We start from the raw sequence: 23,012 nt of genomic DNA, 5'->3' as shown, positions 1-23,012 counted from the left end.
GCGTACTCCCGGAACGCTCCGGCCCCGACCTGTTTACCCCCCGACGGCCGAGGACCCCACATGGAAGAGCAGGCCATGCTCGCGCGGGACCTGGTCCTGCGCGTCTGTGCCGGAGCCACCGAGCTCGACCCGCACTGGATCCGGGCCGACGGCAAGGTCACCACGCCGTTCCTCGTGCCCCGCGACCGCAACCTCGTGCGCGCGGTCATCGCGGCGGGCCGGTCCATGGGGGTGGAGCGGCTGCTGGTGTGCCGCACCCGGCCCGAGTTCTCCTACGAGCCCGTCACCGAGATCCCGCTGCACACCGACACCCTCATCGACCTGGTGCGGGGGTGGGGGCCCGAGCCCACCGACTTCCTGGTGTGCGTGGAGGACTTCTCCGCGGCGGTGCTCATCACCGCCGACGACCTGACGGTGGCGGCGGGGCCCGCGGACTTCGTGCGCGAGCTGGTGGGGGCGGACATCCCCCAGGCGCGGGCGCACTTCGCGTCGCGGGCAGAGATCGAGAAGACCCCGGACCTGGTGCGGGCGGCGGCGCTGTACCGGTGCGCGGACACGGGGCCGAAGCGTGCTCCGGGGCCCGACCTGTACGAGCGGGTGGCCACCGGGGGCGACCGGTTCCGGCGCGGGAGGGCCGCGGGCGGACTGCGGGCGCTGCGCGGCGCGGCGGGGTGGACGGCCCTGGCGGTGGTGGCCATCGCGCCGGCGGCGCTCTCCGCGGTCGCGGCCCCGGTGCTGCCGGTGCTGGTCACGCTCTTCGCCGTGCTGTTCCAGCTGGCCCTGGTCGCCCGGTCCCGGACCGTGGCCTTCGCGTCGCTGCTGCGGGTCGCGGCGCTGGGTGCGCTGCTGCTGGGGCCTCTGGCCCTGGTCGAACGGGCGGTGGCCGGGGCGCTGGGGGCGGACGCCTATGACGTCGTGCCGTACACCTACGTGGCGGTGACGGTGGAGGAGATCGGGAAGCTGCTGCCGCTGGGCCTGCTGCCGCTGGTGGCGCTGCGCCGGGCGCGGCGGCTGGCGGCGGTGGACTTCGCACTGCTGGCGGCGGCGTCGGGTGCGGGATTCCAGCTGGCCGAGCACCTGGTCACCGCGCTCACGGTGGGCACGGCCGGGGGCGGCCCGGGGGGCGGCGGTTGGTTCCTGCCGGGCGGCAGCGAGGTCATGGACCGGGGGACCGGGGCCATGGTCGCGGTGTTCTCGGGGCACGCGGTGACCACGGGACTCGTGGGGGCGGCGCTGGGGCTGGCGGTCGTGGGGCGGGGGCGGTGGCTGTGGGTGCTGCCGCCGCTGGCCGTGCTGCTGGCGTTCCTGGAGCACCTGAACCTGAACGCGCTCCTGGCGGGGGCGGCACTGCACCCGGCCTCGGGCGCGGTGCTGGGGGTGCTGGGCGGGGGAGCGCTGACGCCGTTCTTCCTGGTGGTGCTGATGGTGTGCGCGGTGGCGCTGGACTACCGGCTGATCGCGACGGCGGCGGAGAGCACCCCGCCGCTGCCGGGCCTGCCGCCGCTGGCGGGGCTGCGCAGGAGGGCGCGCGGGCGCGCGGTGGCGATGCGGGTGCGGGTGCCGGGGGACATCGCGCCGGGGTTCCGCCGGGCGGCACTGGCCTGGGCGGAGCTGCCGGTGACGCTGACGACGACGCTGGCGATGATCGTGCACGAGCTGGCGGCGTGCACCATCGCGGCGCGGCGGGGGCCGGCGACGCTGGGGGACACGTGGCGGTTCCTGCGGCAGCGGCGGGCGAACGCGATGGGGGAGGCCCGGGCGGCGGGCAGGCCCTGGAGGCACCACCCCTCGCAGAAGGAGCTGACGCGGACCGCGCGGGAACTGGCGCGGCGGCTGGGACTGGCGGCCACGGGCGGGGTCACGGCGATGACGGGCTCGGCCGCGGTGGCGCTGGCGGTGGTGGCGGTGGCGGTCGCGTCGACCCCCGCTCCGGTGCCGTACGCGCCGGTGGGCGAGCCGGGGTACGCGCTGCTGGCCCTGGAGCGGTTCCAGGCCTGGTACGCGGGGCTTTCGGCGTTCGACGCGGTGTGGGCGGGACTGCTGCCGGGGGCGGTGCTGTTCCTGCTGGTGGCGGGCAACGGTGTCCCGCGCGCCCACCCGCACGTGCGCGACTTCCTGCGCTCGCCGACCGCCAACAGCGGTGCGGTGCTCGGAATGCTGGCTCCGGGGCAGGTGGTCTACGCGGCGGTGGGGCTCGCGGGCCTGCTGCTGCCCAGGTCCGTCGACCGCCTGCTGGTGCGCTGAGCCGGAGAGGCGGGCCGGACGGCCGCGGGCGGGGAGGGGTGCGGGCACCCCTGTGCGGCGGAGGCCGGGGAACGTAGTCTGGGAGAGAACGGGGGGAATGCCCCGTTTCGAGAGAGCCCGGTGAGCCGGGACGAGGGTGTGACGACGCGGCAGCATCCGGAATCACCGTTCCGTGCCGCCACGCCACTTCGGTGCGGGTCTGGAACCCGCTCCCTCTCCCGCCGCGCGCGGTGCGCCCTTCGCGCCGCGCTTCCAGCCGGACCGGGACGAGCAGGGCTCTCCCGGACCGGGGATCGCCGAGCAGTCCGCCATGGCCTCCTTCACCCCGCACCCGCCCGCCGTCTCCGAGACACCTCCATCGGATCCCCGGCTGAGGCTCAATCCCGTCCACCACCACGGCGCCGTCCTGGACGGCGGATGGTGGCCCAGGTCCGGTGACCCCGTGGCCGAACTGCCCGGGCTCATCCTCGCCATCGACGACCGGCGGGGCCCCGTCCAGCTGGTCGAGCTGGGAGTGACCGGCTGGTTCCACAGGCCCGGGCTCCTGTCGGTGGCCGGCCGCGCCGTCCACCTCTCCTGGTCGCTGGAGATGCCGCCCGACCTCGTGGTCACCGTCGGCGGCAACGGCGTACGCACCCGCCTGCTGGTCGTACCGCCCGGCGCGGCGGCGTTCGCCGCCTGGTCCGCGCTCGACCTGGCCATCCTGTCCGCGGACACCACGCGGGCCACCGAGGCCGTGGACGTGGCCTCCCTGTTCCCGTCGCCCCGCACACCCCCGGAAACGGACTGGGAATCCGAGGGCGGCACGCTCCACGACGAGGAGGAGGGGCGCCCCCGCGCCCCGCGCCGCAGCGCGGTCTCGTGGGACGCGCACCCCGGGGGCACGCTCGTCCGGATCTCCGGCGACATCGACCTGGCTTCGGCACCGGGATACCGGACCCGGCTGTTCGAGGTCCTGCGCGACCGGGACGACAAGGTGGTCGTCGACCTGTCCGGCGTGGCCTTCTTCGGGGCGGCCGGGCTCTCCCTCCTGGCGGAGGTCCGGGCCCGGGCCGAACGGATGGGGACCGACCTCCGGCTGGCCGCGCCCTCGGGGCGGGTCGCCCGGGTCCTGGAGATCACCGGGACGCGCGGACTCCCGCCCGTCCACACCACAGTGAGAGAGGCGATGACTCGATGACCCGTACCGGCGGTGCCTTTCCCGAACAGCGCCGGGGGAGCGACTTCGCGGTCCTCTCCCGGGAGGTGAGCGAACACGGGCTGCTGCGCAGGCGCCGGGGCCACTACGCGGTGCGGATCGCCGTCACACTGTCGCTGCTGGGGGCGGCGTGGACGGCGTTCGTGCTGATCGGGCCGTCCTGGTGGCAGATGGTGACGGCCGTGGTCCTCGGGCTGCTCTTCACCCAGACGGCCTTCATCGGGCACGACGCCGGGCACGGGCAGGTCGCGGAGGGCGAGCGGGCCAACCGGGTCGTCGGATGGATCCACGGGGACCTGCTGGTGGGGCTGGCGTTCGGGTGGTGGGTCGACAAGCACGACCGGCACCACGCGCACCCCAACCACGAGGGGAAGGACCCCGACATCGCGGGGGCGGCACTGGCGTTCAGCCGGGAGCAGGCCCTGCTGCGCCGTCGCGGGCCGGGGAGGTGGCTGGCCCGGAGCCAGGCGTGGCTGTTCTTCCCGATGCTGCTCCTGGAGGCGTTCCACCTGCACGCGGCCTCGGTCGTCGGGGTCGTGCGGCGCACCGACCTGCCGCTGCGGACCCGGATCGCGGAGGGGGCGCTGCTGGCGGTGCACTTCGGCGGGTACCTGGCGGTCGTGCTGGTGGTCCTGACGCCGTTGCAGGCGCTGTGCTTCGTGCTGGTGCACCAGGGGGTGTTCGGGCTGTACATGGGGTGTTCGTTCGCCCCGAACCACAAGGGGATGCCGGTGGTGGCGGCGGGGGAGAGGACGGGGTTCCTGCGGAGACAGGTGCTCACCTCGCGGAACATCAGGGGAGGGGTGGTGGTCGACCTGGTGCTGGGCGGGCTGAACTACCAGATCGAGCACCACCTGTTCCCGTCGATGCCCAGGCCCAACCTGCGGCGGGCGCAGCCGCTGGTACGCGCCGCGTGCGAGCGGATCGGGCTGGCGTACCACGAGACGGGGCTGTTCCGGTCCTATGCGGAGGTGCTGGGACACCTGCACCGGGTGGGCGGGCCGCTGCGGCCGGAGCTGGAGTACTGAGGTCCGCGGCGGCCGGGCCCTCAGCCGACGCGCATGGCCAGGACCTGGCCGTGCCAGTCGCCGACGGTGAAGGTCTCGGTGGGGGTGAAGCCCTGCCCGGTGTAGTAGGCGACGAGGCGGCCCCCGCTCCCCGCGAAGCAGTCGACGCGGAGGAGGTCGACGTTCCGCCGGCGGGTCTCCTCGGCTGCGTGCTCCAGGAGGGTGGAGCCGACCCCGCGGCCCGCGAAGCGGCGGTCGGTGACCAGGAGGCGGACGTAGACCTCGGGTTCGTCGGCGGGCGGGACCTCGGGACCGGGGGCCGTGTCGAGGACGAGGGTGCCCGCGGGCTCGCCGTCGACCTCGGCGATCCAGGGCTCCCCCTCCGCGAGCATCTTCTCGATGCGTGCGACGGCCTTGGGGCGGGAGGACCAGGGCTCGGTGCCCCACTGCCCGGTCCGGTTGTTCGATACGAGCCATTCGACGGCGGAGTCGAGCATGCCGAGGACGGTGGAGAGGTCGTCGGGGCCGCCTGGTCTGAGTTTCATGCCCGGAACCCTAGATCGTTGATGGGAAAATGTGCCCTGGTCAGTGGTCGTAGGCGATCAACGACCGCTTGACCGGGGCGCCCACCAGCCAGTTGTGCCAGATCGCGGCGTTGAGCGCCGCGATGCGCTGGCACACACGCGCCCACAGCCCTTCGGTGGTGCGAGCGGCGTGGCGCTCCAGACCGAGCTGGTTCTTCAACGTCCAGATGATCGCTTCGATCCGCTGGCGCAGCCAGCCCGGGAACCGGCCGTCATCGATCTCGCTCCTCAGCGCCGGACGCACCAGGGGAAACCCCAGATCAGCGGCCGCCGTCTCGATACCGACCCCGGCGAAGCCCTTGTCGCACACGATCACCGCCGGCCCCGGAGCACACTGTTGGACGTGCAGCAGGTGCAGGGCCTGTTTGCGTTCGTCCAGCTCCTTGGGGTGGGCCAGGGAGAACGCGCACACCGACCCCTCCGGGGTGGTGATGAGCATGAGCTTGGCACCCCAGTAGAACGCGTGGTGGGACACATCCCGCCCGTACCCGCACACCTCGCCCAGGCCGGAGCGGTCCACCGTGACCTTGGAGGCCCCGCACCGCACCGGGGTGCCGTCCATCAACCGCAACCCCTCCCACCAGGTCGGGACGGCGCGGGCCAGCCACGACGCCACGGTGAACAGGACCGGGGCCGCCTCGCGCAGGTGGCGGTTGTACTCGGACTGGCCGGGCAGGCGGGGGAACAGGTGCCCGATCCGGGCGGGTGCGGCGCGCATCCAGTGCCGTTCGGAATCACACCTGAGCAGGACCTGGGCGATGGCGACACAGACGAGTTCGGCGTCGGTGAGCAGCCGGGGACGGCCCGGGCCGCGGCGCCGGTTCGCCGAAGGGATCACGTGGTCGTCCAGATGGACGTAGAGTGCTGTCAGAAGGGCGTCAAGGTCAGTCTTCACACACCGATCCTCGACGCCCTTCGCCATGCGCGCAGCAGGTTCAGAAATTTCCCATCAACGATCTAGGGGGTGGAGGGGCGGTGATCAACGCCGTTCCGCCACCCGCAGAAGGGCATACGTTCAGCCGGCCCGAACAGGAGACGACCGGTCTCCGAGCCACCCTGTCGAGGCTCTGGAGCGCTTGTACACTCGGCGTGGGATGAATACACAGGAGCCCCCGGCCATCTCGCCGGGGGCTCCTGTTCGTTGACGCTAGCCTTCCTGACGGAGTGCTTGGACAGCCGCTTCCCACTCGCGGCCGGAGAAGGCGAGGTGTCCGCGCTCGCGGTTCTGGGTGTCGCGCACCAGGGTCTCGACGCCCTCCGCCACCTCGACGCACGCGGATTCGTTGGCGCTGTAGCTGGACTTGTGGAACTGCTGGGATGAATACACGGTGCCTCTTCTAGTCGGTGATCAGGCTGCCGATCAGGTCGATGCTGGCGCTTTTGGACAGGGCGTCGGCCGTCACATCGTCCAGAGCGAGACGGTAGTCCGCCACCTGTGCCGGCCCGGTCACGTAGGTGCCGCTGCTCCGGGTCTCGAGATACACGATGGGCGGGTCACGCTCGTCGTCGTACTCGAGCAGCACCGTCGAGCCATGTAGGCACCCGTGCAGACCGACAGAGATCGGTAGCACCGACAAGCTCACGGTGTTGATCGCTTCGGCCATGGACACCAGATGCCGGAGCTGCCGGTTGGCCAGCGGGGCGGGCATGGCGGCCAGGCGGAGGAGGGCGGCCTCGTCCAGGACGCATCGGAATTCCGGTGCGTCCGGACGCCCCAACACGCGCTCCTGCCGTTCGATGCGTGCGGCGACGATCCGCTTGATCTCTTCCTCTGTGCGTGTCAAGGACGCACGCGCGGAGGCTGCGGCGTACTCCGGTGTCTGGAGCAGACCGGGGATGACGGTTGATTGGAACGCGACGATCCTTCTCGCCCGCTCCTCCCACCCGAGGAACCCATCAGTGAGAACGTCTTCATAAACGCGCCACCACGGGCGGGCCTTGGCTTCCTGGCGGAGCGCGTCGAGCGCTTCCCGGCGGGTCGTGTCAGTGACTCCGTAGAGATCGAGGAGAGCACGGAGCCCGGACGCATCCGGCACGGAATGGCGGCCACCCTCCATGTGGTTCAGACGACCGGACGACCAACCGAGAGCAGTCCGGGCCTCCTCGATGGTCAGCCCGGCGGCGTCGCGCAGGCTCCGCAGCTCCGCGGCGAGTCTGCGTCGCTCGATGCTGGGCTGAGGTGGTGGTGCCACGGGGGCGTCTACTTTCTTGTCCTGGTCGGGATGCTTCGCCTTCTGGATCATAAAGCTCCTCCTCAGAAGTAGACATTCTGGTCAGTCTGACTTGGTCTCCTTGACGTGTCAGTCTGACAGAGTCAGTATGGAGCCTGTATTCATCCCTTGCCGGGCCTCCCACCCGGTGCCCTGACCGGAGGTGTGCGCGTATGGCGCGATACCGCTACCTGAACTGCTCCGAACTCGTGGCCGTGCGCTGGCTCGCAGGCGAGGCCCTGCGCTGGCGCCGACCGCGCAGGGCCTCCCGGGCCCGCATGTACACCACCCACCCCGCCCGCGACCTGGCCCCGCTGACCCTGGCGGTACGCCGCTGGCTGTCCCTGACCACCCCCGACCCGGACCCGGTGCCGACCTCAGCCCCGGCCCAGGACCCGGCGGCGGCCTCCCTCCCGACCCCGACCCCGGCCCCGGCCCCGGCTCCGGTGCCGGTATCGGGGTTCGCGGCCGCGGTCGCGGCCCGGCCCCGTATCCACGCCCTGCGCGAAGGCACCCGCCCCCGACCGGTGGAACCCGACCCCGGCGGGCGCAGGGCGGCCGCGCGGTTGCGGGCCCGCACGGCCGCGCACCGCACCCGCGCCTCCCGACCGTTGCCGCAGGTGTCCTCGGTGTCGGAGTGTTCGGCGGCCTGGCTGGACGCACGGGCCGCCTCGCGCATCCTGGCCTGGAACCTGGGAAGGGCGGCCTGATGCACCACGTGTGCGACATCCGCGAGCTCCCCTCACTCCAGACCTTGGGGTTCTGGGCGAGCATCCACCGAGTGCCGTTGCGGTACCTGGGGCCCGACCTCGAAGGTCACGCGGTCTACGCCGCCGTCCACGGCACCGAGACCCGGGTCGCGGTGACCTCCGGGCGCGACCCGCACCCGCTCCCGCTCATCTGGCGCAGCCCTCTGGAGGAACTGTGACCACCGAACCCGGCCAGGCGCCCCGATTGCCGCCGCCGCGCCCTCCCGTCGGCCCTTCTGCGGAGCCGCCTTCTTCTCGGAAGCCGGTGGATCTGACCCTTCGGATGCTGGACGACCTCATCCACCGCCGCTGGGTTCTGACTTTGGAGCCCGCTCCGGACGGCGGCATGGAGGTGGTCGCCTACCGGCCCATCGGCTGGACCGGCCCCGGAGACCCGCACGAGCGCCTGGCCGCACCCGACCACGCCGCCATGCGCCGCCTCCTCGCCCACCGCCACACCACCGAAACGGAGAAGGGCATGGACGACGGGCCCCGGTACACCGACCCGGCCGAAGACCCCATCCCCGACGACCTCACCGACGAGGAGAAGGACGCAGTCCGCCGCCAGGGAGAGGTCATCTCAGATCAGCGCGCATGCGGTGTGCCGCTCATCGGTGAACAGGGCCGCAAGTACGCCCACGGCGACTGATCGCCCGCGCCACATCCCGGACCCCCGCGTGCCCGGGACCCCACCAGTCCTCCCGGGCGCGCGGGCCACTGACAGACCGCAGTGAGACTCCGGAGTTCACGATGACTTCGACTCTCGCCGCACCCGCACCCGTGCGCATTCCGAATGCTGAGCAGTAGGACTGCTCCATGTGCAACGGCCAGGGCGGCAAGTGGCCTAAGCGACGGCAGTGGGACCGCTAGCCGTAGGCCTGGGCGCTACAGTGAGCAGCACATCCCGCGTGGAATGTCCGTTTCTTGAGAAGTCATAGAATTGGCTGGTTGACGGTGTAATCCGACCTGGTCAGCGAGTCTGCTCCCCGCGCACGCGGGGATGGTCCCGCGATCTGGAGCGCGGCGTAGGTCTGCCCGACCTGCTCCCCGCGCACGCGGGGATGGCCCCGGCGGTTCTCGGTGAAGGCCGGGCGTGATTCGCCCGTACCTGGAAATCACGAACTTCAGCCGGGGCTCCACGCGACCCGAAAAAGCCGGACTCGGCCAGGATGCCGGCGAATGGAGTCCCTCTAGAGAATCGGAAGAACGGCTTTCCCAGTCGATGGGCAAACCCATGAAGGGACTTCCCCCACCACTTCGGGCCTCGGCGGATGCGGATGCCCCGGGCACGGGGGAGCGGGTTTCCCGTGTGTGCTCTCCAGCACCTCTTCCTGGAACCGGTCGGCGAGTACGACGACGGCCTCACCGTCCGTCAGCGAATCCGGGATCCTCGCCATGGAACCGTAGCCTTCCGGATGCAGGGAAATACCGACCAGGACACCGGACTCGGCACCCTCGGACGTGTTCTCGAAGCCGAGGACGAAACTCGCCCCCGGGGCGAGCCCTGTATCCACGACGACCGCTTCCACATCATCCACCGGTTCGATGACCAGCTCGAAGACCTCGGGACTTCCGAGTTGCCCGAGTACGGCTTCGGACCACCGCCGGACGGTACCGGCACTCCTTCTCATGAACTGCTTTCCCATCTGGGCACAGGCGGATACAGGAGGCCCCATTATGGTCTCCGCGCACGGCGGACCCGCGCCCGGGGCCGACCCGTACCGTCGAACAGACCCCGAAACGGCCGTGCGCAACCGGAGTGGTTCCATGAATCCATGACCCACCCCCCAAGGGCCGCCCGGACCCTCGCCCCGGCCGCGGTCCTCTCCCTGGTCTGGTTCTACGAGGGCCTGTGGTGCAAGGTCTGGCCCGGGCGCGACGACCACCGGGCGATCGTCGCCGACCTCCCCCTCCTCCCCGACACCCTGGTCACCCCCCTCCTCGTCGCGATCGGCCTGATGGAGGCCGCGATCGGCCTGTGGGTCCTCTGGGGCCGGCGCCCGTACGCGGCGGCGGCCCTCCAGACCGCCCTCATCGCCGCCTTCAACGCCGGCGGCCTCCTGCTCTCCCCCGGCAACATCGACGAACCCGGCCGCATGCTCACCGCCAACCTGGCGATCATCGCCCTCGCGTGGATGGTGGCCGCCCGGCAGGCCGAGGCCCGCCGATGACCCCCCGCAACCCCTGGTCCGCGGGGCGCATCCTCGCCCTTCCCGGCCGCGGACCACGACTCCTCTTCGGCCGCATGTACGAGGACCCGCGTGTGGAGCTGCGCGCCTTTCCCCCCGCCCCCGCCCGCGTGCTCTGCATCGCCTCGGCTGGGGACACCGCCGCCGCCCTCTCCCGCGCCGGATACGACGTCACCGCGATCGACGTCAACCCCGTCCAGCTCGCCTACGCCCGAGCCCGCCTCGACGGCGGGGCACCCGCCGTCGCCGGGAGCGCCGAACTGATGCTCGCGGCGGGCCGCCGCGCCGCCGCCCTCGCCCTGCCCGCATGGCGCCCCGCCCCCCTCGACGCCTTCCTCGGCCTGGACGACCCCCCGGTCCAGTCCTCGTGGTGGCGCACCCGCCTGGACGGCCCCGGCCTGCGGCTCCTCATGGGCGCCGCCCTCCGTCCCGTCGGGCTGCTCGCCGCGACCCTCGCCCCCGGTTTCCGCCACGTCGTCCCCGCCCGCTTCGACGCCGCGCTGCGCTCCCGGACCGCCCGCGTCGTCGCCCGCCACCCGAACAACGACAACCCCCTCCTCGCCGCGCTGCTGGCCGGACGCCCCGCCGACCCGCCCGCCCCCGCCCTCCGCCCCGGCCCGGTCCGCTGGCTGGCCGGCGACATCGCCGAACACCTGGAGTCGGTCCCCGCCCGCACCTATGACGCGGTGACCCTGTCCAACGTCCTGGACGGCCCCGGCCCCGCCTACCGCCGACGGCTGCGCGCTGCCGTCGAACGCGCGGTCCGGCCCGGCGGGACCGCCGTGCTGCGCAGTGTGGGAGGCACGCCCGGCTCCGCCGCCGCCGAACGCGCCGCCGAGGAGCGCTGCCCCCTCTGGGGAAGCCTGTACGCCACCGCCGTCGGAGGCCCGAGATGAGAATCCAGCAGCACCCCCTGCCGATGCGTGCCCACTTCACCGACTCGCTCGTGCTCACCTACGCCTTCCCCCCGCACGTGCTGCGCCCCCTGCTCACACCCGGCCTGGAGCTGGACACCTACCGCGCCCCCGACGGCACCGAACACGGGTTCGCAGCCGTCGCCGCCGTGGCGATGCGGGGCCTGCGCCCGGCCTTCCTGCCCTCCCCGCTGGGCACCGACCAGGTGATGACCGGCTACCGCGTCTTCACGCGGCTCCGGGTGGAACGCACCACCACGGACGGAACGCGCACCCTGCGGGGCCTGCGCATCCTGCGCAGCCAGACGTCGAGCCCCCTCCTGGCCGCGGCGGGCATGCTGCTGACCCGCTACGGCTACGAGCGCGCGGTCCTCGGCACCCGCCGGGCCGGGAACCGGCTGGAGGTCGCCGTGCGCTCGGCGGACGGCCGGGCCGACCTGCGGATCGGCGCCTCCCTGGACGGCGCAGACGCCCCCCTGCCGGAGGGGTCCCCCTTCGCCACCGAGCGGGACGCGCGCCGCTTCGCCGGGCCCCTGCCCCACACCTTCGAGCACGACCCGCGCAGCGGAAAGGTACTGGTGGTCAAGGCACTGCGCACGAGCTGGGAGCCGCGCCCGGTCGCGGTGGACGTGGGGCGGCTGACGTTCTTCCGGCACGGACCCTTCCGCGGGACCGAACCGGTCCTGGCCAACGCCTTCCACGTCGCGGGTGTGGACTACGGATGGCACCGCGGCCGACTCGTGGCCCCCGCCGGGAGGCGGGGATGAGCCGCCGGCCGGCCCCCTCCGGGGCGCGCCACGTCATCGCCTACAACTGGCCCCTGTACCTGGCGGGCACCGCCGTGGCCGTCGGCGGGACACTGGCCGCACGGCGGCTGCGCGGTGCGGCGCGGGCGGTCTCCTGGGCCGTGGCCGGCGCCGGGGCGTGGTGGACCGCGGCCTCTCTCGCGGCCTCCCACGCCGTCTACGACCGCTCGCCCCTGCACGACTGGACGTGGCTCGCCCCCGTCCTGTCCACGGCCGGGCGCCCCGGCGGCCCGGGGCGGCACCTGGTGGTCTCGGCGGGCCTGGACGAGGCCAGCGGCCCGATCTCCGCACTCCACCCCGGGTGCGAGCAGACCGTCGCGGACCTGTACGACGCGCTCCCGGTCGTGGAGCCGTCACTGCGGCGCGCCCGCCGCCGGGTGCCGCCCCGGCCGGGCACGGTGGCGTGCACGCCGTACGCCCTCCCCGCCCCGGACGCGTCGGCGGACACCGTCATCGCGCCCTTCGCCCTGCACGAGCTGCGCACCGCCGCCGACCGGAACGCGGTCTTCGGCGAGGTGGCGCGCGTCCTGCGCCCCGGCGGCGCGCTCGTCCTGGTCGAACACTGCCGGGACCCCGCCAACATCGCGGTCTTCGGGCCGGGCGCCGAGCACTTCATGCCCCGGTCCCGGTGGCTTCGGACCGCGCACGCCGCCGGGCTGCGCCCGGTCTCGGAACGGCGCCTGGCCGGTCTGGTCACGGTGTTCACCTTCGTGAGGCCCGCACGGTGATCGAGGACCTCCTCTCCGTCCAGGGCCAGCTGCGCGCGGTGGGGGCCGTCCTGGTCGCGCTCGGGCTGTTCCACCTGGTGCTGCCCAGGCTGATCGACTGGCCGGCCCAGGTCTCACGGATGGCCGACCCGGCCCGGCAGGTCGCGGGAGCGCACTTCTTCTTCATCGGCGCCACCTGCGCCCTGCTGGGCGCCCTCCCGCTGCTGCTGGCACCCGACCTCCTGGCCGGCGGACGCCTGGGCCGTGCCCTGCTCGCCGCCGAGACCGTGTTCTGGTCCCTGCGCTGGCTGTTCCAGTTCGCCTACTTCTCGCCCTCCCTCTGGCGGGGCGACCCGCTGCGCACCCTCGCCCACCTGGGGTTCTGTCTGCTGTGGACATGGGTGGCCGGGGTCTTCGCGCTCGCCTGGTACACGGCCGCCCGGTAGCGTGCCGCCCCCTCCCGGATCCGGGAGGGCGCGGCACGCCACCGGGCGCCGGGGCGGGGCGCCATCGCGGCCCGCCGGCCCCGGGGTCCCCGCGGGTCACCCCGCTCCCGGCACCGACCTCTCGGCGGCCCCGCGGCGCCGCTGCCAGGGCCACCGGTTCTCCAGCTCGACCTCCAGCGAGAAGCTGAGGAAGGTGCGGATCAGCACGATGCCCGCGAGCACGCCGACGCTGTGGAAGGTCGGCTCGATCGCCACCGTGCGGATGATGTCCCCCGCCACCAGGAACTCCAGCCCCAGCAGGATGGCCCGCCCCACCCCCTGGCGGTAGGGCCGGTAGATCTCCTCCAGGGCCCTTCGGTGGGCGAGCCGGTACAGGAACACGGCGGTCGCGGCGGCCGTGCCCAGGACGATCACCGCCACCCCCGCCACATCGATCGCCGTTCCCACCGACTCGACGACCTCGGCGACGCCCATGAGTTCCCCCCGTCGTGGACACGTGCCCGGCCCCGTGCCCGGGGCGCCGCCCACGGCACCCGCCCCGGCGCGCCCGCCTCCCAGGCCGGGACCTGCGGCGCTGACACCACGACTGCCCGCGAGGGGGCTCCTTCATGCCCGGGGCCTGTGCCGCCCCGGGACCGTCCCGGCGCACGGGCCGCGACGCTCATCCGGGCCCCGCGCCGCCGGCGCCGCCGCGGGAGCGGCCGCGGCCACCGCTCCGCACCCGTTCCGCGAAGCGTCCGGGCGACCGGGGAGCCGGGGCGCCCGCCGGCCGGGGACCGGATCCGGGCACCCCGGCACGCCCGGAACTCCCGGCACGGTCGGAACGGGTGGACGCCCCCTCCGGAGGGCCCCGGGCGGACGGGTCAGGCCGGGGTGGTTCCCCGGGGCGGGTCGAAGGCGCGGACCGGCGGCGGGGTGCCGTCGAAGCGCTCCACACGCACACGCGCCAGCTGGCCCGTGCAGCCCTGGCTCAGGGACGACGTGCCCACGTCGGCGGTGAGCGCGTTCGGGTTGCCGTGGACGCAGGTGGCCTCCGCCGAGGACGGGTCGTACCAGGCGCCCGTCGACAGCTGCACCACGCCCGGCATCAGCGCGTCGCTGAGCACCGCCCCCGCCAGGCAGGACCCGCGCTCGCCGACCACCCGCACCAGGTCCCCGGCGGCGATCCCCGCGGCGGCCGCGTCGTCCGGGTGCAGGCGCACCGGCGCCCGGCCTCCCACCTTCTCGCCCATGCTGTGCGCGCCCATGTCCTGCTGGCCGTGCAGGCGCCCCGTCGGCTGGTTGGCCACCAGCACCAGCGGGAGGTCGTCGCCGCGGTCCGGCACCGCCCGCCCCAGCCACACCGGGTGCCCCGGGCAGTCCTCGTACCCGAACGACGCGATCGTCTCCGAGTACAGCTCGATACGCCCGCTCGGCGTCCGCAGCGCGTTCCCCTCCGGGTCCGCGCGGAACTCGCCGAGCAGCGCCTCGTCCTCGACCCGGCCCGGCATCTCCACCCGGCCGGCCGCCCAGAACTCATCGAACCCCGGCACCTCCAGCCCGCGCCGCGTCACCAGCGACCGCCACCGCCGGTAGATCTCCCGCATCCACCCGGCGGAGGTGCGCCCCTCGGTGAACTCGTCCCGCACCCCCAGCCGCCCGGCCAGGTCCGCGTAGGTGTCGTACTCGTCGCGCGCCTCGCCGTGCGGCGGCACCGCCCGGGGCATCGCCCGCACGCTCAGGTCGCCCCGGCTGGCGGCCAGGTCGTCGCGCTCCAGCACCGTCGTGGACGGGATGACGATGTCGGCGTGCCGGGCCGTCGCCGTCCAGTGCGTCTCGTGCACCACCACGGTCTCCGGCCGCCCGAACGCCCGGGTCAGCCGGGCCAGGTCCTGGTGGTGGTGGAACGGGTTGCCGCCCGCCCAGTAGACCAGCCTGATGTCCGGGTAGCGCCGCTCCCCGCCGTCGTAGTGGTACGCCTCGCCCGGGTGCAGCAGCATGTCCGCCACCCGCGCCACCGGGATGAAGTCCTTGACCGCGTTGTCGCCCTGCGGCATCACCGGCAGCCCCAGGGGGGTGGACCCGCCCCCGTAGTTGCCCATGGACCCGTACCCCGACGCGAACCCGCCGCCCGGCAGGCCCACCTGCCCCAGGCAGCAGGCCAGCGCGAGCCCCGCCCACAGCGGCTGCTCGCCGTACCGGGCCCGCTGCACCGACCAGCCCACGTTGACCAGGGTCCGCCCCCGCGCCATCCGCCGGGCCAGATCCCGGATGCCGTCCGCGGGCACCCCGCTGATCCGCTCCGCCCACTCGGGGGTGCGGGCCGTGCCGGGCCGGTTCCCGCGCTCGTCGCGCCCGCCCAGCACGTAGGACCGCACCACGTCGGCGCCCTCGGTGTACCGGTCCAGGAACCCCGTGTCGGCCAGGTCCTCGGTGAACAGCACGTGCATGAGCGCCAGCAGCACCGCGGTGTCGGTGCCCGGCCGCAGCGGGACCCACTCGGCCTTGACGTCGTCCGGGGTGTCGTCGCGCAGCGGGGACAGGGACACGAACCCGACCCCGGCGTCGGAGGCCGCCCGCATCGCCGGTCCGGCGGTCTGCGCGGCCCGCCCGCCCGAGGTCGTCCAGGTGTTGGACACCCGCAGCCCGCCGAACGTCACCACCAGGTCGGTGTGCTCCCGGATCACCTCCCAGGAGGGCGCCCGGTGCAGCAGCCGGTTCGCGGCCGGGGTGCCGATGATGCGCGGGAACAGCGTCTCCACCGCGCCGTGGCTGTAGGTGGTGCGCGAGCGCGTGTACCCGCCGACGGTGTTGAGGAACCGGTGCAGCTGGCTCTGCGCGTGGTGCACCCGCCCGGCGCTGCCCCAGCCGTAGGACCCGCCGTAGATCGCCGCGTTCCCGTGGACGGTCCGCACCCGGTCCAGCTCTCCGGCGAGCAGGTCCAGCGCCCGGTCCCAGCCGACCTCGACGTACTCGTCGTCGGGGTCGCCCCGGCGCGCGTCGGGGCCGGGCCCGTGCTCCAGCCAGCGGCGCCGCACGGCGGGCCGGGCCACCCGCGACGCGTGGTGCTGGGCGACGGGGGTGTTCTCCATGACGGGGGACGGCGCCGGGTCGTCCGGGTCCGGCCGCACCCCCACCACCCGGTCGCCGCTGACCAGGACCCGGTAACTGCCCCAGTGGGCGCTGGTCGGGTACGACGTGGTGGACATGGACGGCTCCTCCCGGTTCTCGGGGCCCGTGGGGCCCCGTCCCACTTTATGCACCGCCGGAATGCGATGATGGGCCCGCACCACCGCAGACACCACGGGGGAGAACATGGGGCTCAGGGCGCGACGGTCGGTACTCGCGGTGCCGGGGTCCAACCCCCGGTTCGTGGAGAAGGCGCGCGGACTGGACACGGACGCCTTCTTCCTCGACCTGGAGGACGCGGTCGCCCCCGCGGAGAAGGAGGCCGCCCGCGCCACCGTGGTCGCCGCCCTCAACGACGGCGGCTGGGGCGACCGGGTCCGCACCGTCCGGGTCAACGACGCCACCACCGCCTGGTCCTACCGGGACGTCATCACCGTGGTCGAGGGCGCGGGCGCGAACCTGGACGCCCTGGTGCTGCCCAAGGTCACCGCGGCCCGCGACGTCCACTGGCTGGACACCCTGCTCACCCAGGTCGAGCGCGCCGTCGGCCTGCCGGTCGGCCGCATCGGCATCGAGGCCCAGATCGAGGACGCCCGGGGCCTCACCAACGTCGAGGAGATCGCCGCCGCGTCCCCGCGCCTGCAGACCCTGGTGTACGGCCCCGCCGACTTCATGGCCTCCCTCAACATGAAGACCCTGGTCGTGGGCGAGCAGCCGCCCGGCTACGACACCGGCGACGCCTACCACTACGTCCTCATGCGCATCCTCACCGCCGCCCGCGCCCACGGGCTCCAGGCGATCGACGGCCCCTACCTCCAGATCCGCGACGTGGACGCGTTCCGCCGCGCCGCCGCGCGCACCGCGGCCCTGGGCTTCGACGGCAAGTGGGTGCTGCACCCCATCCAGGTGGAGGCCGCCAACGAGGCCTTCGCCCCCTCCCAGGAGGACTACGACCACGCCGAGCTCATCCTGGACGCCTACGCCCACGCCACCGGCGTGGAGCGGCGCGGCGCCGTCATGCTCGGCGAGGAGATGCTGGACGAGGCGTCCCGCAAGATGGCCCTCGTGATCGCGGGCAAGGGCCGGGCCGCGGGGCTGAGCCGCACCCGCACCTTCACCCCGCCCGCCTGACCGGCGCTTCTCTGACACACGACCCACCCGCCTCTTACCGGCCTCTCACCCGGATACGGCAGCATGATGACCATGGACGCCACCACCGCCACCGTGCTGGTCGCCGACGACGACCGCGCCATCAGGGAGTCGCTGGAACGCGCCCTCCAACTGGAGGGCTACGCGGTCCGGACCGTCGCCGACGGGGTGCAGGCGCTCGCCGCCGTCCACTCCGACCCCGTCGACCTGCTCGTCCTCGACGTGATGATGCCGGGCGTGGACGGGCTGGGCGTGGCCCGGGTCCTGCGGGCCGAGCACGACCGGACCCCGATCCTCATGCTCACCGCCCGCGTGGAGACCCCCGACCGGGTGGCGGGCCTGGACGCGGGGGCCGACGACTACCTCGCCAAGCCCTTCGAGCTGGACGAGCTGCTGGCCCGGCTGCGCGCCCTGCTGCGCCGCGCCGCGCCCGCCCCCGGCGACCCGGACGAGGGCACGCTGCGGGTCGGCGAACTGGGCCTGGACCCGCGCGCCCGCCGGGTGTGGCGGGGCGACCGCGAGATCGAGCTGTCCAAGACCGAGTTCGACCTGCTCGAACTGCTGGTCCGCAACGCGGGCATCGTGCTGGACCACGCCACCATCTACGACCGCATCTGGGGCTACGACTTCGGTCCGGAGTCCAAGAACCTCGCGGTCTACATCAGCTACCTGCGCCGCAAACTGGAGGACGGCGGTCCGCCGCTCATCCAGACCGTGCGCGGTGTCGGGTACACGCTGCGCCCGCAGGCGTGAGCGCCGTGTCCCGGCTCAGGGCCTACGCCCGCGTGCTCACGCGCCCGGGCGACTGGCGGCTGGGCACCCGGTTCGCCGTGCTGTTCGCACTGGTCGTCGGGGTCACCATCGCCCTGGTCGGCACCCTGGCCTACACCACGGCGGCCGCGCTCATCCGCGCCGACGTGCGCGACGAGTTCGACCGGGTCGTCACCGCCCTGTCCGACCAGATCGTCTCCCTGCGCGAGAACCAGGGCGACGCCCTCACCCCGGACCGGGGCCCGATCCTGGCCGGCAAGGACCTCCAGATCCACTACCTGGCCCCGGACGGCACCCGCCAGGTCGAGGTCTCGGGCGCCGCCGAGGTGGTGCTCTTCCCGCCCGACGAGGAGGACCTGGAGATGGTGGCCGCCACCGAGCCCGGGGCCGTGGCCACCCGCGAGCAGGAGGTGCACGGCCAGGACTACCGGGTGGCGACGGTCTCCCTGGGGGAGGGGGTGGGCGCCCTCCAGGTCATCCAGCAGATGTCGCCCACCGAGAAGATGCTCGACCGCCTGGCCACCCAGATCCTGTGGGTGGGCCTGCTGGTCGCCCTGTGCGCGGCCTGCGTGGGCTGGCTCGTCGGCCACCGCACCACCGGGCGGCTGGCCCGCCTCACCGACGCGGCCGAGTACGTCAGCTCCACCGGCCGCCTCGACCCGCTGGCGGGGCGCCGGGACGCCGCCGCCGGGGAGGACGGGCACGACGAGGTGGACCGCCTCGGCGACGCCTTCAACGCCATGCTCGCCCGCCTGGCCCGCTCCCAGGAGGAGCAGCGGCGCCTGGTCCAGGACGCCGCCCACGAACTGCGCACCCCGCTGACCAGCCTGTACACCAACATCCAGGTGCTGGGCCGGGCCGACCGGCTCACCCCGCAGGCGCGCTCCAGCCTCATCGACGACCTGCGCGGGGAGACCCGCGAGCTGACCACCCTCGTGAACGAACTGGTGGGGCTGGCCACCGGCGACCACGAGGACGAGACGCCGAGCGCGGTGCGCCTGGCCGACATCGCCGAGAAGGTGGCGGAGCGCACCCGGCGGCGCACCGGCCGGGAGATCGTCGTGGACGCCGACGGCAGCACCGTGCACGGCCGCCCGGGCGCCCTGGAGCGGGCGGTGGCCAACCCGGTGGAGAACTCGGCGAAGTTCGACCCCGACGGCACCGCGCCCATCGAGATCCGGGTCCGCAACGGCACCGTCGAGGTGCTGGACCGGGGCCCGGGCATCGACCCGGCCGAGTCGGAGCGGGTGTTCGAGCGCTTCTACCGCGCCACCTCGGCCCGCGGCCTGCCGGGTTCGGGGCTGGGGCTGTCCATGGTGCGGGAGATCGCCCGCGCCCACGGCGGCGACGTGTTCGCCCGCAACCGGGAGGGCGGCGGGGCCGCCATCGGCTTCACGCTCCCGCTGACCGACCCGCCGCCCGCGCCGGGACCCGGGCCAGGGGGAGCGCCGCCTACCGGCTGACGGCGAGCCCGCCCACGGGCAGCGCCACGCCCTCGGCCGCCGCCTCCCGGTAGATCCGCTCGAACCGGGCCAGCGAGTCCTCCAGCCGGTGGGCGCAGGCCATCTCCCGGCTGTGCGCCCCCATGGCCCGACGCCGCGCCTCGTCGGCGACGACCTCGTCCACCCGCGCGGCCAGCTCCGCGGGCGACCCCGGCCGGTACAGGAACCCGTTGGCGCCCTCCTCCACCAGGTGGGGCAGGGCCATGGCGTCGGCCGCCACCACCGGCAGCCCGGACGCCATGGCCTCCAGGGTGGCGATGCTCTGCAGTTCGGCGATGCCCGCGATGGTGAACACGTCCGCGGCCCGGTACACGTCCGGGAGGTCCTCGTGGGCGACGAACCCCAGGAACACCACCCGGTCGGCGACCCCCTCGGCGGCTGCCAGCTCCTCCAGCCTCCGGCGGTAGGCGCCGTGCCCGGCCAGCACCAGCTGGACGTCCTCGTCGGTGCGCGCCGCCGCCCGGACCAGCTCGTCCGCCCGCTTCTCCTCGTCCAGCCGCCCCACGAACACCATCGTCCTGCGGTCGGGGATCCCCAGCCGGGACCGGATGCGCCGCCGCTGCCCGTCCCCGCCCTCCAGGGGCCGGAACCGCGCCAGGTCGATCCCGCACGAGACCGGCTCCACCGGCCGGGCGAACCCCTGCTCCCACAGCAGCCGGGCGGCCGCCGGGGTCGGCGTGGTCACGTGGTCCACGCGGGACAGCACCGTGCCCAGGTCCCGCCAGGCGAGCCGGGCGGCGTGCGGGCGCAGCGGCCCGGGGACGTGCACGTAGTCGAAGAGGTTCTCCGGCATGAAGTGGTTGGTGGCCACCACCGGAACGCCGTGCGTCCGGGCCGCGGCGGCCAGCATCCGGCCGATGAGGAAGTGGTTCTGGATGTGCACGGCGTCGGGGCCCAACCGCTCCAGCAGCCGGTCCAGGTGGCCGCGCACCCCCAGCGGCAGGGCCAGCCGCACGCTGTCGTGGACCAGGGACGACACCGACCGCAGCCGGTGCTCGACCACTCCGTCGCGCTCCACCACGTGCGGGCGCCCGTCGGGGGAGGGGCACACCACGTGCACGCGCACCCCGCGCCCCACCAGCCCCCGCGCCAGCCGGGCGGTGAAGTAGGCGGCGCCGTTCACGTCGGGCGGGTAGGTGTCCGTGCCGATGAGCACGGTCGTGCGGTGCCCCGCTGCGGCCGTCCGGACCTCGGCCGCCACGGGTGATTCGGGAAGGAACGAGGTGGTCATATCGGGATGTCTCCTGAACCGGTGCACGTCGGGTCGCCGTGTACGCACGAGTGTGGGGCACCCGCGTTGACCATCGCCGACCTCCGGATGACGGGGCGGCGACCGGCGAGCACACGACGCAGGGAACGATACCCTGAGTGATGGTGCGGACACTCTCAATCACCGCACCGTTGCCGACCGGTGACTTCTCCGCCCGGCCGCAGCCGCGGAGCCGTCTCCGCCCACCGCCCCGATGCCTGCGACCAGCCTATTTCCGGCCGCCCCGCCGCACGAGGGGGCACGCACCACGGTCGGGGTGGTGCCACCCCCCGGGCTCCAGGCCGGACGGAACGGGGGCGGGCACGCGAACGGGGGCGGGGCCTGCGGCCCCGCCCCCGCGGTCCTTCCGTGTCCTCCCCTGCGGGGCCGCCCCGGGCGGTTCCCCGTCCCGGGGTCAGTCCTCCTCGCCCTCCTGCTCCACCGAGGCCGAGCTCTGCTCGCCGAGCGTCACCGCGATCTCCTTCTCCTGGCCGGAGCCGCCGGCGCGCACGCCCAGCGTGATCTCGTCGCCCGGGCGGTGCGAGCGGATCTCCGCGATGAGCTGGTCCGGCGTGGTGACCCGGATGCCGTCGACGGACACGATCACGTCGTCCGGGCGCAGACCGGCCTCGTCGGCCGCACCTCCCTCGGTCACCTCGACGATGGCGGCGCCGCCGTCGGGGCTGTTGGTGATGGTGGCCTCGATCGCCGGGTAGCTCGCGCTGCCCTCCGAGACCAGCTGCTCGGCGATCGGCTTGGCCTGGTTGATGGGGATGGCGAAGCCCAGGCCCACCGAGCCGCTCTCCTGGGAGAGCCCGGCGATGGCGGTGTTGATGCCGATGACCTCGCCCGCCATGTTCACCAGCGGTCCGCCCGAGTTGCCGGGGTTGATCGCCGCGTCGGTCTGGATCGCGTTGATCACCGTCGAGGTCTGCCCCGTGCCGCTCTCGGTGGCCCCGGTGTTGACCGGCCGGTTGAGCGCGCTGACCACGCCCGTGGTCACGGTGCCGGACAGTCCCAGCGGGGAGCCGATCGCGACCACGTCGGCGCCCACCCCGACCTGGTCGGAGTCGCCCAGCACGGCGGGCTGGAGCCCGCTGGCGCCCTGGGCCTGGACGATGGCGATGTCGGACACCGGATCCGAGCCCAGCACCTCGGCCGGCGCGGACGTCCCGTCGTTGAACAGGACCTCCAGCGGCCCGCCCTGGGCCGCGTCCACCACGTGCGCGTTGGTGAGGACCTGCCCGTCGGAGGAGATGACCACCCCGCTGCCGCCGCCGTTGGCGGTCTGGATGGACACCACGCTCGGCAGCACCTTCTCGGCGACATCGCCGACCTCGCCCTCGGTGGCGGTCCCGCCCTGCTCGCCGGTGAGGGAGCTGACCGGGCCGCTCAGGCCGTCGGGGAAGAGGTAGGCGGTGCCCAGCGCGGTGGCCGGACCGACGATGAGGCTGGTCACCAGCGCCGTCGCCGCGGCGATGCCGACGACCGACCCGCGCTTTCGGCCGGGCTGCGGGGCGGCGGGGCCGACCGGGGCGCCGTGCGGGCCGTAGGGCGGCTGCCCTCCCTGGTGGTACGTGGCCCCGAAAGGACCCTGCGGCCCCCCGGGACCCTGCGGCCCCCCGGGACTCTGCGGCCCCCCGGGGCCCTGGCCGTGGGGCGCGTGCCCGTGGACGGCCTGCGCCTGCCCGTAGGAGGCCTGCGGCACCGGACCGCCGGGCGCCCCCGGGCCGAACCCGCCCTGGGCCGCGGCGTGCGGCGCCGGGCCGGGGCCGGGGCGCGCACCCTCCCCGCCCCCGGGCGGGAAGGAGAAGGCGACCCGGTCGGCCTCGTTGGGCCCGGTGGCCCAGCGCGGCGGCTGGTCCTGCGGGTGGTCGTGCGGGGCGAACCGGGGTCCGGTGCCCTCCGAGATTCCGGGTGCCCCCGCATCCCGGACGTCGGAGGGCTCCGACCCCTGCGGACCGGTGGCCCCGCGTCCGGCGGAGGCGTCCCCCACCGACCCGGTGGCGTCGGTCCCGGGCGGGTTCTCCGAGGCGTCGGGTTCGGTACCTGGTGTGGGTTCGCTGGGGTTCAACTCATCCTCCGGCTGGCGGGACGATGTTCCGATCTGGTGTGCTCCATCATGCGGCGCATGGGTTAGAACAGGGTGAGAGCCCGATATACCGGGGTTTCGAGTCCG

23 protein-coding genes are annotated in these 23,012 nt (G+C 74.0%); 14 read left to right on the top strand and 9 right to left on the bottom strand.

Annotated features, from left to right (window positions below):
- The first annotated feature begins 60 nt into the window (after positions 1 to 60).
- From ACSUPR_RS12280 to ACSUPR_RS12270, 3 genes are all read left to right on the top strand, one after another.
- Positions 61 to 2,244 (top strand): PrsW family intramembrane metalloprotease, encoded by a 2,184-nt coding sequence (locus ACSUPR_RS12280; protein WP_436891387.1) that lies wholly within the window; start codon positions 61 to 63, stop codon positions 2,242 to 2,244.
- A gap of 172 nt (positions 2,245 to 2,416) precedes the next feature.
- Positions 2,417 to 3,424, top strand: coding sequence for a DUF5994 family protein (locus ACSUPR_RS12275; RefSeq protein ID WP_436891386.1), 1,008 nt, complete (start codon positions 2,417 to 2,419; stop codon positions 3,422 to 3,424).
- Positions 3,421 to 4,470 carry a fatty acid desaturase family protein gene (locus ACSUPR_RS12270; protein WP_436891384.1) on the top strand — a complete coding sequence of 350 codons (1,050 nt, stop codon included), beginning with the start codon at positions 3,421 to 3,423 and terminating at the stop codon, positions 4,468 to 4,470. The genes ACSUPR_RS12275 and ACSUPR_RS12270 overlap by 4 nt, the downstream gene beginning before the upstream one ends.
- A 20-nt stretch (positions 4,471 to 4,490) precedes the next feature.
- Here the strand turns inward: ACSUPR_RS12270 and ACSUPR_RS12265 are convergent, their stop codons facing one another.
- The 4 genes from ACSUPR_RS12265 to ACSUPR_RS12250 form a co-directional block, all read right to left on the bottom strand.
- A complete protein-coding gene (locus tag ACSUPR_RS12265) occupies positions 4,491 to 4,994 on the bottom strand; it encodes a GNAT family N-acetyltransferase (RefSeq protein ID WP_436891383.1) in 504 nt (167 codons plus the stop codon).
- A 40-nt stretch (positions 4,995 to 5,034) separates the two neighbouring features.
- Positions 5,035 to 5,928 (bottom strand): hypothetical protein, encoded by an 894-nt coding sequence (locus tag ACSUPR_RS12260; RefSeq protein ID WP_436891381.1) that lies wholly within the window; start codon positions 5,926 to 5,928, stop codon positions 5,035 to 5,037.
- Between the two features lie 252 nt (positions 5,929 to 6,180).
- On the bottom strand, positions 6,181 to 6,360 hold the full coding sequence (locus tag ACSUPR_RS12255; RefSeq protein WP_436891379.1) for a DUF397 domain-containing protein: 180 nt from the start codon (positions 6,358 to 6,360) through the stop codon (positions 6,181 to 6,183).
- Between the two features lie 10 nt (positions 6,361 to 6,370).
- Complete coding sequence (locus ACSUPR_RS12250; RefSeq protein ID WP_436891378.1) at positions 6,371 to 7,276, bottom strand: helix-turn-helix domain-containing protein; 906 nt, start codon at positions 7,274 to 7,276, stop codon at positions 6,371 to 6,373.
- A 140-nt stretch (positions 7,277 to 7,416) separates the two neighbouring features.
- Here ACSUPR_RS12250 and ACSUPR_RS12245 point away from each other — a divergent pair, with 140 nt between their 5' ends.
- From ACSUPR_RS12245 to ACSUPR_RS12235, 3 genes are all read left to right on the top strand, one after another.
- Positions 7,417 to 7,953: a hypothetical protein gene (locus tag ACSUPR_RS12245; RefSeq protein ID WP_436891377.1), complete on the top strand. Its 537-nt coding sequence runs from the start codon at positions 7,417 to 7,419 to the stop codon at positions 7,951 to 7,953.
- Positions 7,953 to 8,171, top strand: coding sequence for a hypothetical protein (locus tag ACSUPR_RS12240; protein ID WP_436891376.1), 219 nt, complete (start codon positions 7,953 to 7,955; stop codon positions 8,169 to 8,171). Before ACSUPR_RS12245 ends, ACSUPR_RS12240 begins: the two co-directional genes overlap by 1 nt.
- 86 nt (positions 8,172 to 8,257) lie before the next feature.
- Complete coding sequence (locus ACSUPR_RS12235) at positions 8,258 to 8,641, top strand: hypothetical protein (protein WP_436891374.1); 384 nt, start codon at positions 8,258 to 8,260, stop codon at positions 8,639 to 8,641.
- Positions 8,642 to 9,182: 541 nt separating this feature from the next.
- Here ACSUPR_RS12235 and ACSUPR_RS12230 read toward each other — a convergent pair.
- Complete coding sequence (locus tag ACSUPR_RS12230; RefSeq protein ID WP_436891373.1) at positions 9,183 to 9,638, bottom strand: hypothetical protein; 456 nt, start codon at positions 9,636 to 9,638, stop codon at positions 9,183 to 9,185.
- 129 nt (positions 9,639 to 9,767) lie between these two features.
- Here ACSUPR_RS12230 and ACSUPR_RS12225 point away from each other — a divergent pair, with 129 nt between their 5' ends.
- The 5 genes from ACSUPR_RS12225 to ACSUPR_RS12205 are packed head-to-tail and all read left to right on the top strand — an operon-like array spanning position 9,768 to position 13,054.
- A complete protein-coding gene (locus tag ACSUPR_RS12225) occupies positions 9,768 to 10,163 on the top strand; it encodes a DoxX-like family protein (protein ID WP_436891371.1) in 396 nt (131 codons plus the stop codon).
- Positions 10,160 to 11,077: a DUF3419 domain-containing protein gene (locus ACSUPR_RS12220; protein WP_436891369.1), complete on the top strand. Its 918-nt coding sequence runs from the start codon at positions 10,160 to 10,162 to the stop codon at positions 11,075 to 11,077. The genes ACSUPR_RS12225 and ACSUPR_RS12220 overlap by 4 nt, the downstream gene beginning before the upstream one ends.
- Entirely contained in the window at positions 11,074 to 11,862 is a 789-nt protein-coding gene (locus ACSUPR_RS12215) for a DUF2071 domain-containing protein (protein WP_436891368.1), read from the top strand. Before ACSUPR_RS12220 ends, ACSUPR_RS12215 begins: the two co-directional genes overlap by 4 nt.
- A complete protein-coding gene (locus tag ACSUPR_RS12210; protein ID WP_436891366.1) occupies positions 11,859 to 12,629 on the top strand; it encodes a class I SAM-dependent methyltransferase in 771 nt (256 codons plus the stop codon). The genes ACSUPR_RS12215 and ACSUPR_RS12210 overlap by 4 nt, the downstream gene beginning before the upstream one ends.
- A complete protein-coding gene (locus ACSUPR_RS12205) occupies positions 12,626 to 13,054 on the top strand; it encodes a hypothetical protein (protein ID WP_436891364.1) in 429 nt (142 codons plus the stop codon). Before ACSUPR_RS12210 ends, ACSUPR_RS12205 begins: the two co-directional genes overlap by 4 nt.
- A gap of 96 nt (positions 13,055 to 13,150) precedes the next feature.
- On the opposite strand, the gene ACSUPR_RS12200 is transcribed toward ACSUPR_RS12205, so the two are convergent.
- The gene (locus tag ACSUPR_RS12200) at positions 13,151 to 13,528 is read right to left on the bottom strand and encodes a DUF1622 domain-containing protein (RefSeq protein ID WP_436891362.1); all 378 of its coding nucleotides are present in this window, start codon (positions 13,526 to 13,528) and stop codon (positions 13,151 to 13,153) included.
- A 389-nt stretch (positions 13,529 to 13,917) separates the two neighbouring features.
- Positions 13,918 to 16,242 carry a molybdopterin-dependent oxidoreductase gene (locus tag ACSUPR_RS12195; protein WP_436891361.1) on the bottom strand — a complete coding sequence of 775 codons (2,325 nt, stop codon included), beginning with the start codon at positions 16,240 to 16,242 and terminating at the stop codon, positions 13,918 to 13,920.
- Between the two features lie 106 nt (positions 16,243 to 16,348).
- On the opposite strand from ACSUPR_RS12195, the gene ACSUPR_RS12190 reads away from it, so the two are divergent.
- The 3 genes from ACSUPR_RS12190 (at position 16,349) to ACSUPR_RS12180 (ending at position 19,545) form a co-directional block, all read left to right on the top strand.
- Positions 16,349 to 17,293, top strand: a complete 945-nt coding sequence (locus tag ACSUPR_RS12190) for an HpcH/HpaI aldolase/citrate lyase family protein (RefSeq protein ID WP_436891359.1) — start codon at positions 16,349 to 16,351, stop codon at positions 17,291 to 17,293.
- A 72-nt stretch (positions 17,294 to 17,365) separates the two neighbouring features.
- Positions 17,366 to 18,064, top strand: a complete 699-nt coding sequence (locus ACSUPR_RS12185; protein WP_436891357.1) for a response regulator transcription factor — start codon at positions 17,366 to 17,368, stop codon at positions 18,062 to 18,064.
- Positions 18,061 to 19,545 (top strand): HAMP domain-containing sensor histidine kinase, encoded by a 1,485-nt coding sequence (locus ACSUPR_RS12180; RefSeq protein ID WP_436891355.1) that lies wholly within the window; start codon positions 18,061 to 18,063, stop codon positions 19,543 to 19,545. Before ACSUPR_RS12185 ends, ACSUPR_RS12180 begins: the two co-directional genes overlap by 4 nt.
- Here the strand turns inward: ACSUPR_RS12180 and ACSUPR_RS12175 are convergent.
- A complete protein-coding gene (locus ACSUPR_RS12175; RefSeq protein ID WP_436891354.1) occupies positions 19,535 to 20,815 on the bottom strand; it encodes a glycosyltransferase in 1,281 nt (426 codons plus the stop codon). The genes ACSUPR_RS12180 and ACSUPR_RS12175 overlap by 11 nt on opposite strands.
- Positions 20,816 to 21,248: 433 nt before the next feature.
- Positions 21,249 to 22,907, bottom strand: coding sequence for a trypsin-like peptidase domain-containing protein (locus ACSUPR_RS12170; protein WP_436891353.1), 1,659 nt, complete (start codon positions 22,905 to 22,907; stop codon positions 21,249 to 21,251).
- Between the last annotated feature and the right edge of the window lie 105 nt (positions 22,908 to 23,012).

Origin of the sequence: Nocardiopsis dassonvillei, from assembly GCF_964273065.1 — a bacterium.
GTDB classification, from domain to species: Bacteria; Actinomycetota; Actinomycetes; order Streptosporangiales; family Streptosporangiaceae; genus Nocardiopsis; species Nocardiopsis dassonvillei_B.
This window is presented reverse-complemented; position numbering and strand designations above follow the sequence as displayed.

Bases quoted from the DNA above. Each gene is read 5' to 3' on its own strand.
- ACSUPR_RS12210 (WP_436891366.1), top strand. From the start codon at position 11,859: ATGAGCCGCCGGCCGGCCCCCTCCGGGGCGCGCCACGTCATCGCCTAC.
- ACSUPR_RS12200 (WP_436891362.1), bottom strand. From the start codon at position 13,528: ATGGGCGTCGCCGAGGTCGTCGAGTCGGTGGGAACGGCGATCGATGTG.
- ACSUPR_RS12265 (WP_436891383.1), bottom strand. From the start codon at position 4,994: ATGAAACTCAGACCAGGCGGCCCCGACGACCTCTCCACCGTCCTCGGC.
- ACSUPR_RS12215 (WP_436891368.1), top strand. From the start codon at position 11,074: ATGAGAATCCAGCAGCACCCCCTGCCGATGCGTGCCCACTTCACCGAC.
- ACSUPR_RS12190 (WP_436891359.1), top strand. From the start codon at position 16,349: ATGGGGCTCAGGGCGCGACGGTCGGTACTCGCGGTGCCGGGGTCCAAC.
- ACSUPR_RS12240 (WP_436891376.1), top strand. From the start codon at position 7,953: ATGCACCACGTGTGCGACATCCGCGAGCTCCCCTCACTCCAGACCTTG.
- ACSUPR_RS12245 (WP_436891377.1), top strand. From the start codon at position 7,417: ATGGCGCGATACCGCTACCTGAACTGCTCCGAACTCGTGGCCGTGCGC.
- ACSUPR_RS12185 (WP_436891357.1), top strand. From the start codon at position 17,366: ATGGACGCCACCACCGCCACCGTGCTGGTCGCCGACGACGACCGCGCC.
- ACSUPR_RS12280 (WP_436891387.1), top strand. From the start codon at position 61: ATGGAAGAGCAGGCCATGCTCGCGCGGGACCTGGTCCTGCGCGTCTGT.
- ACSUPR_RS12230 (WP_436891373.1), bottom strand. From the start codon at position 9,638: ATGGGAAAGCAGTTCATGAGAAGGAGTGCCGGTACCGTCCGGCGGTGG.
- ACSUPR_RS12270 (WP_436891384.1), top strand. From the start codon at position 3,421: ATGACCCGTACCGGCGGTGCCTTTCCCGAACAGCGCCGGGGGAGCGAC.
- ACSUPR_RS12225 (WP_436891371.1), top strand. From the start codon at position 9,768: ATGACCCACCCCCCAAGGGCCGCCCGGACCCTCGCCCCGGCCGCGGTC.
- ACSUPR_RS12195 (WP_436891361.1), bottom strand. From the start codon at position 16,242: ATGTCCACCACGTCGTACCCGACCAGCGCCCACTGGGGCAGTTACCGG.
- ACSUPR_RS12220 (WP_436891369.1), top strand. From the start codon at position 10,160: ATGACCCCCCGCAACCCCTGGTCCGCGGGGCGCATCCTCGCCCTTCCC.
- ACSUPR_RS12250 (WP_436891378.1), bottom strand. From the start codon at position 7,276: ATGATCCAGAAGGCGAAGCATCCCGACCAGGACAAGAAAGTAGACGCC.
- ACSUPR_RS12175 (WP_436891354.1), bottom strand. From the start codon at position 20,815: ATGACCACCTCGTTCCTTCCCGAATCACCCGTGGCGGCCGAGGTCCGG.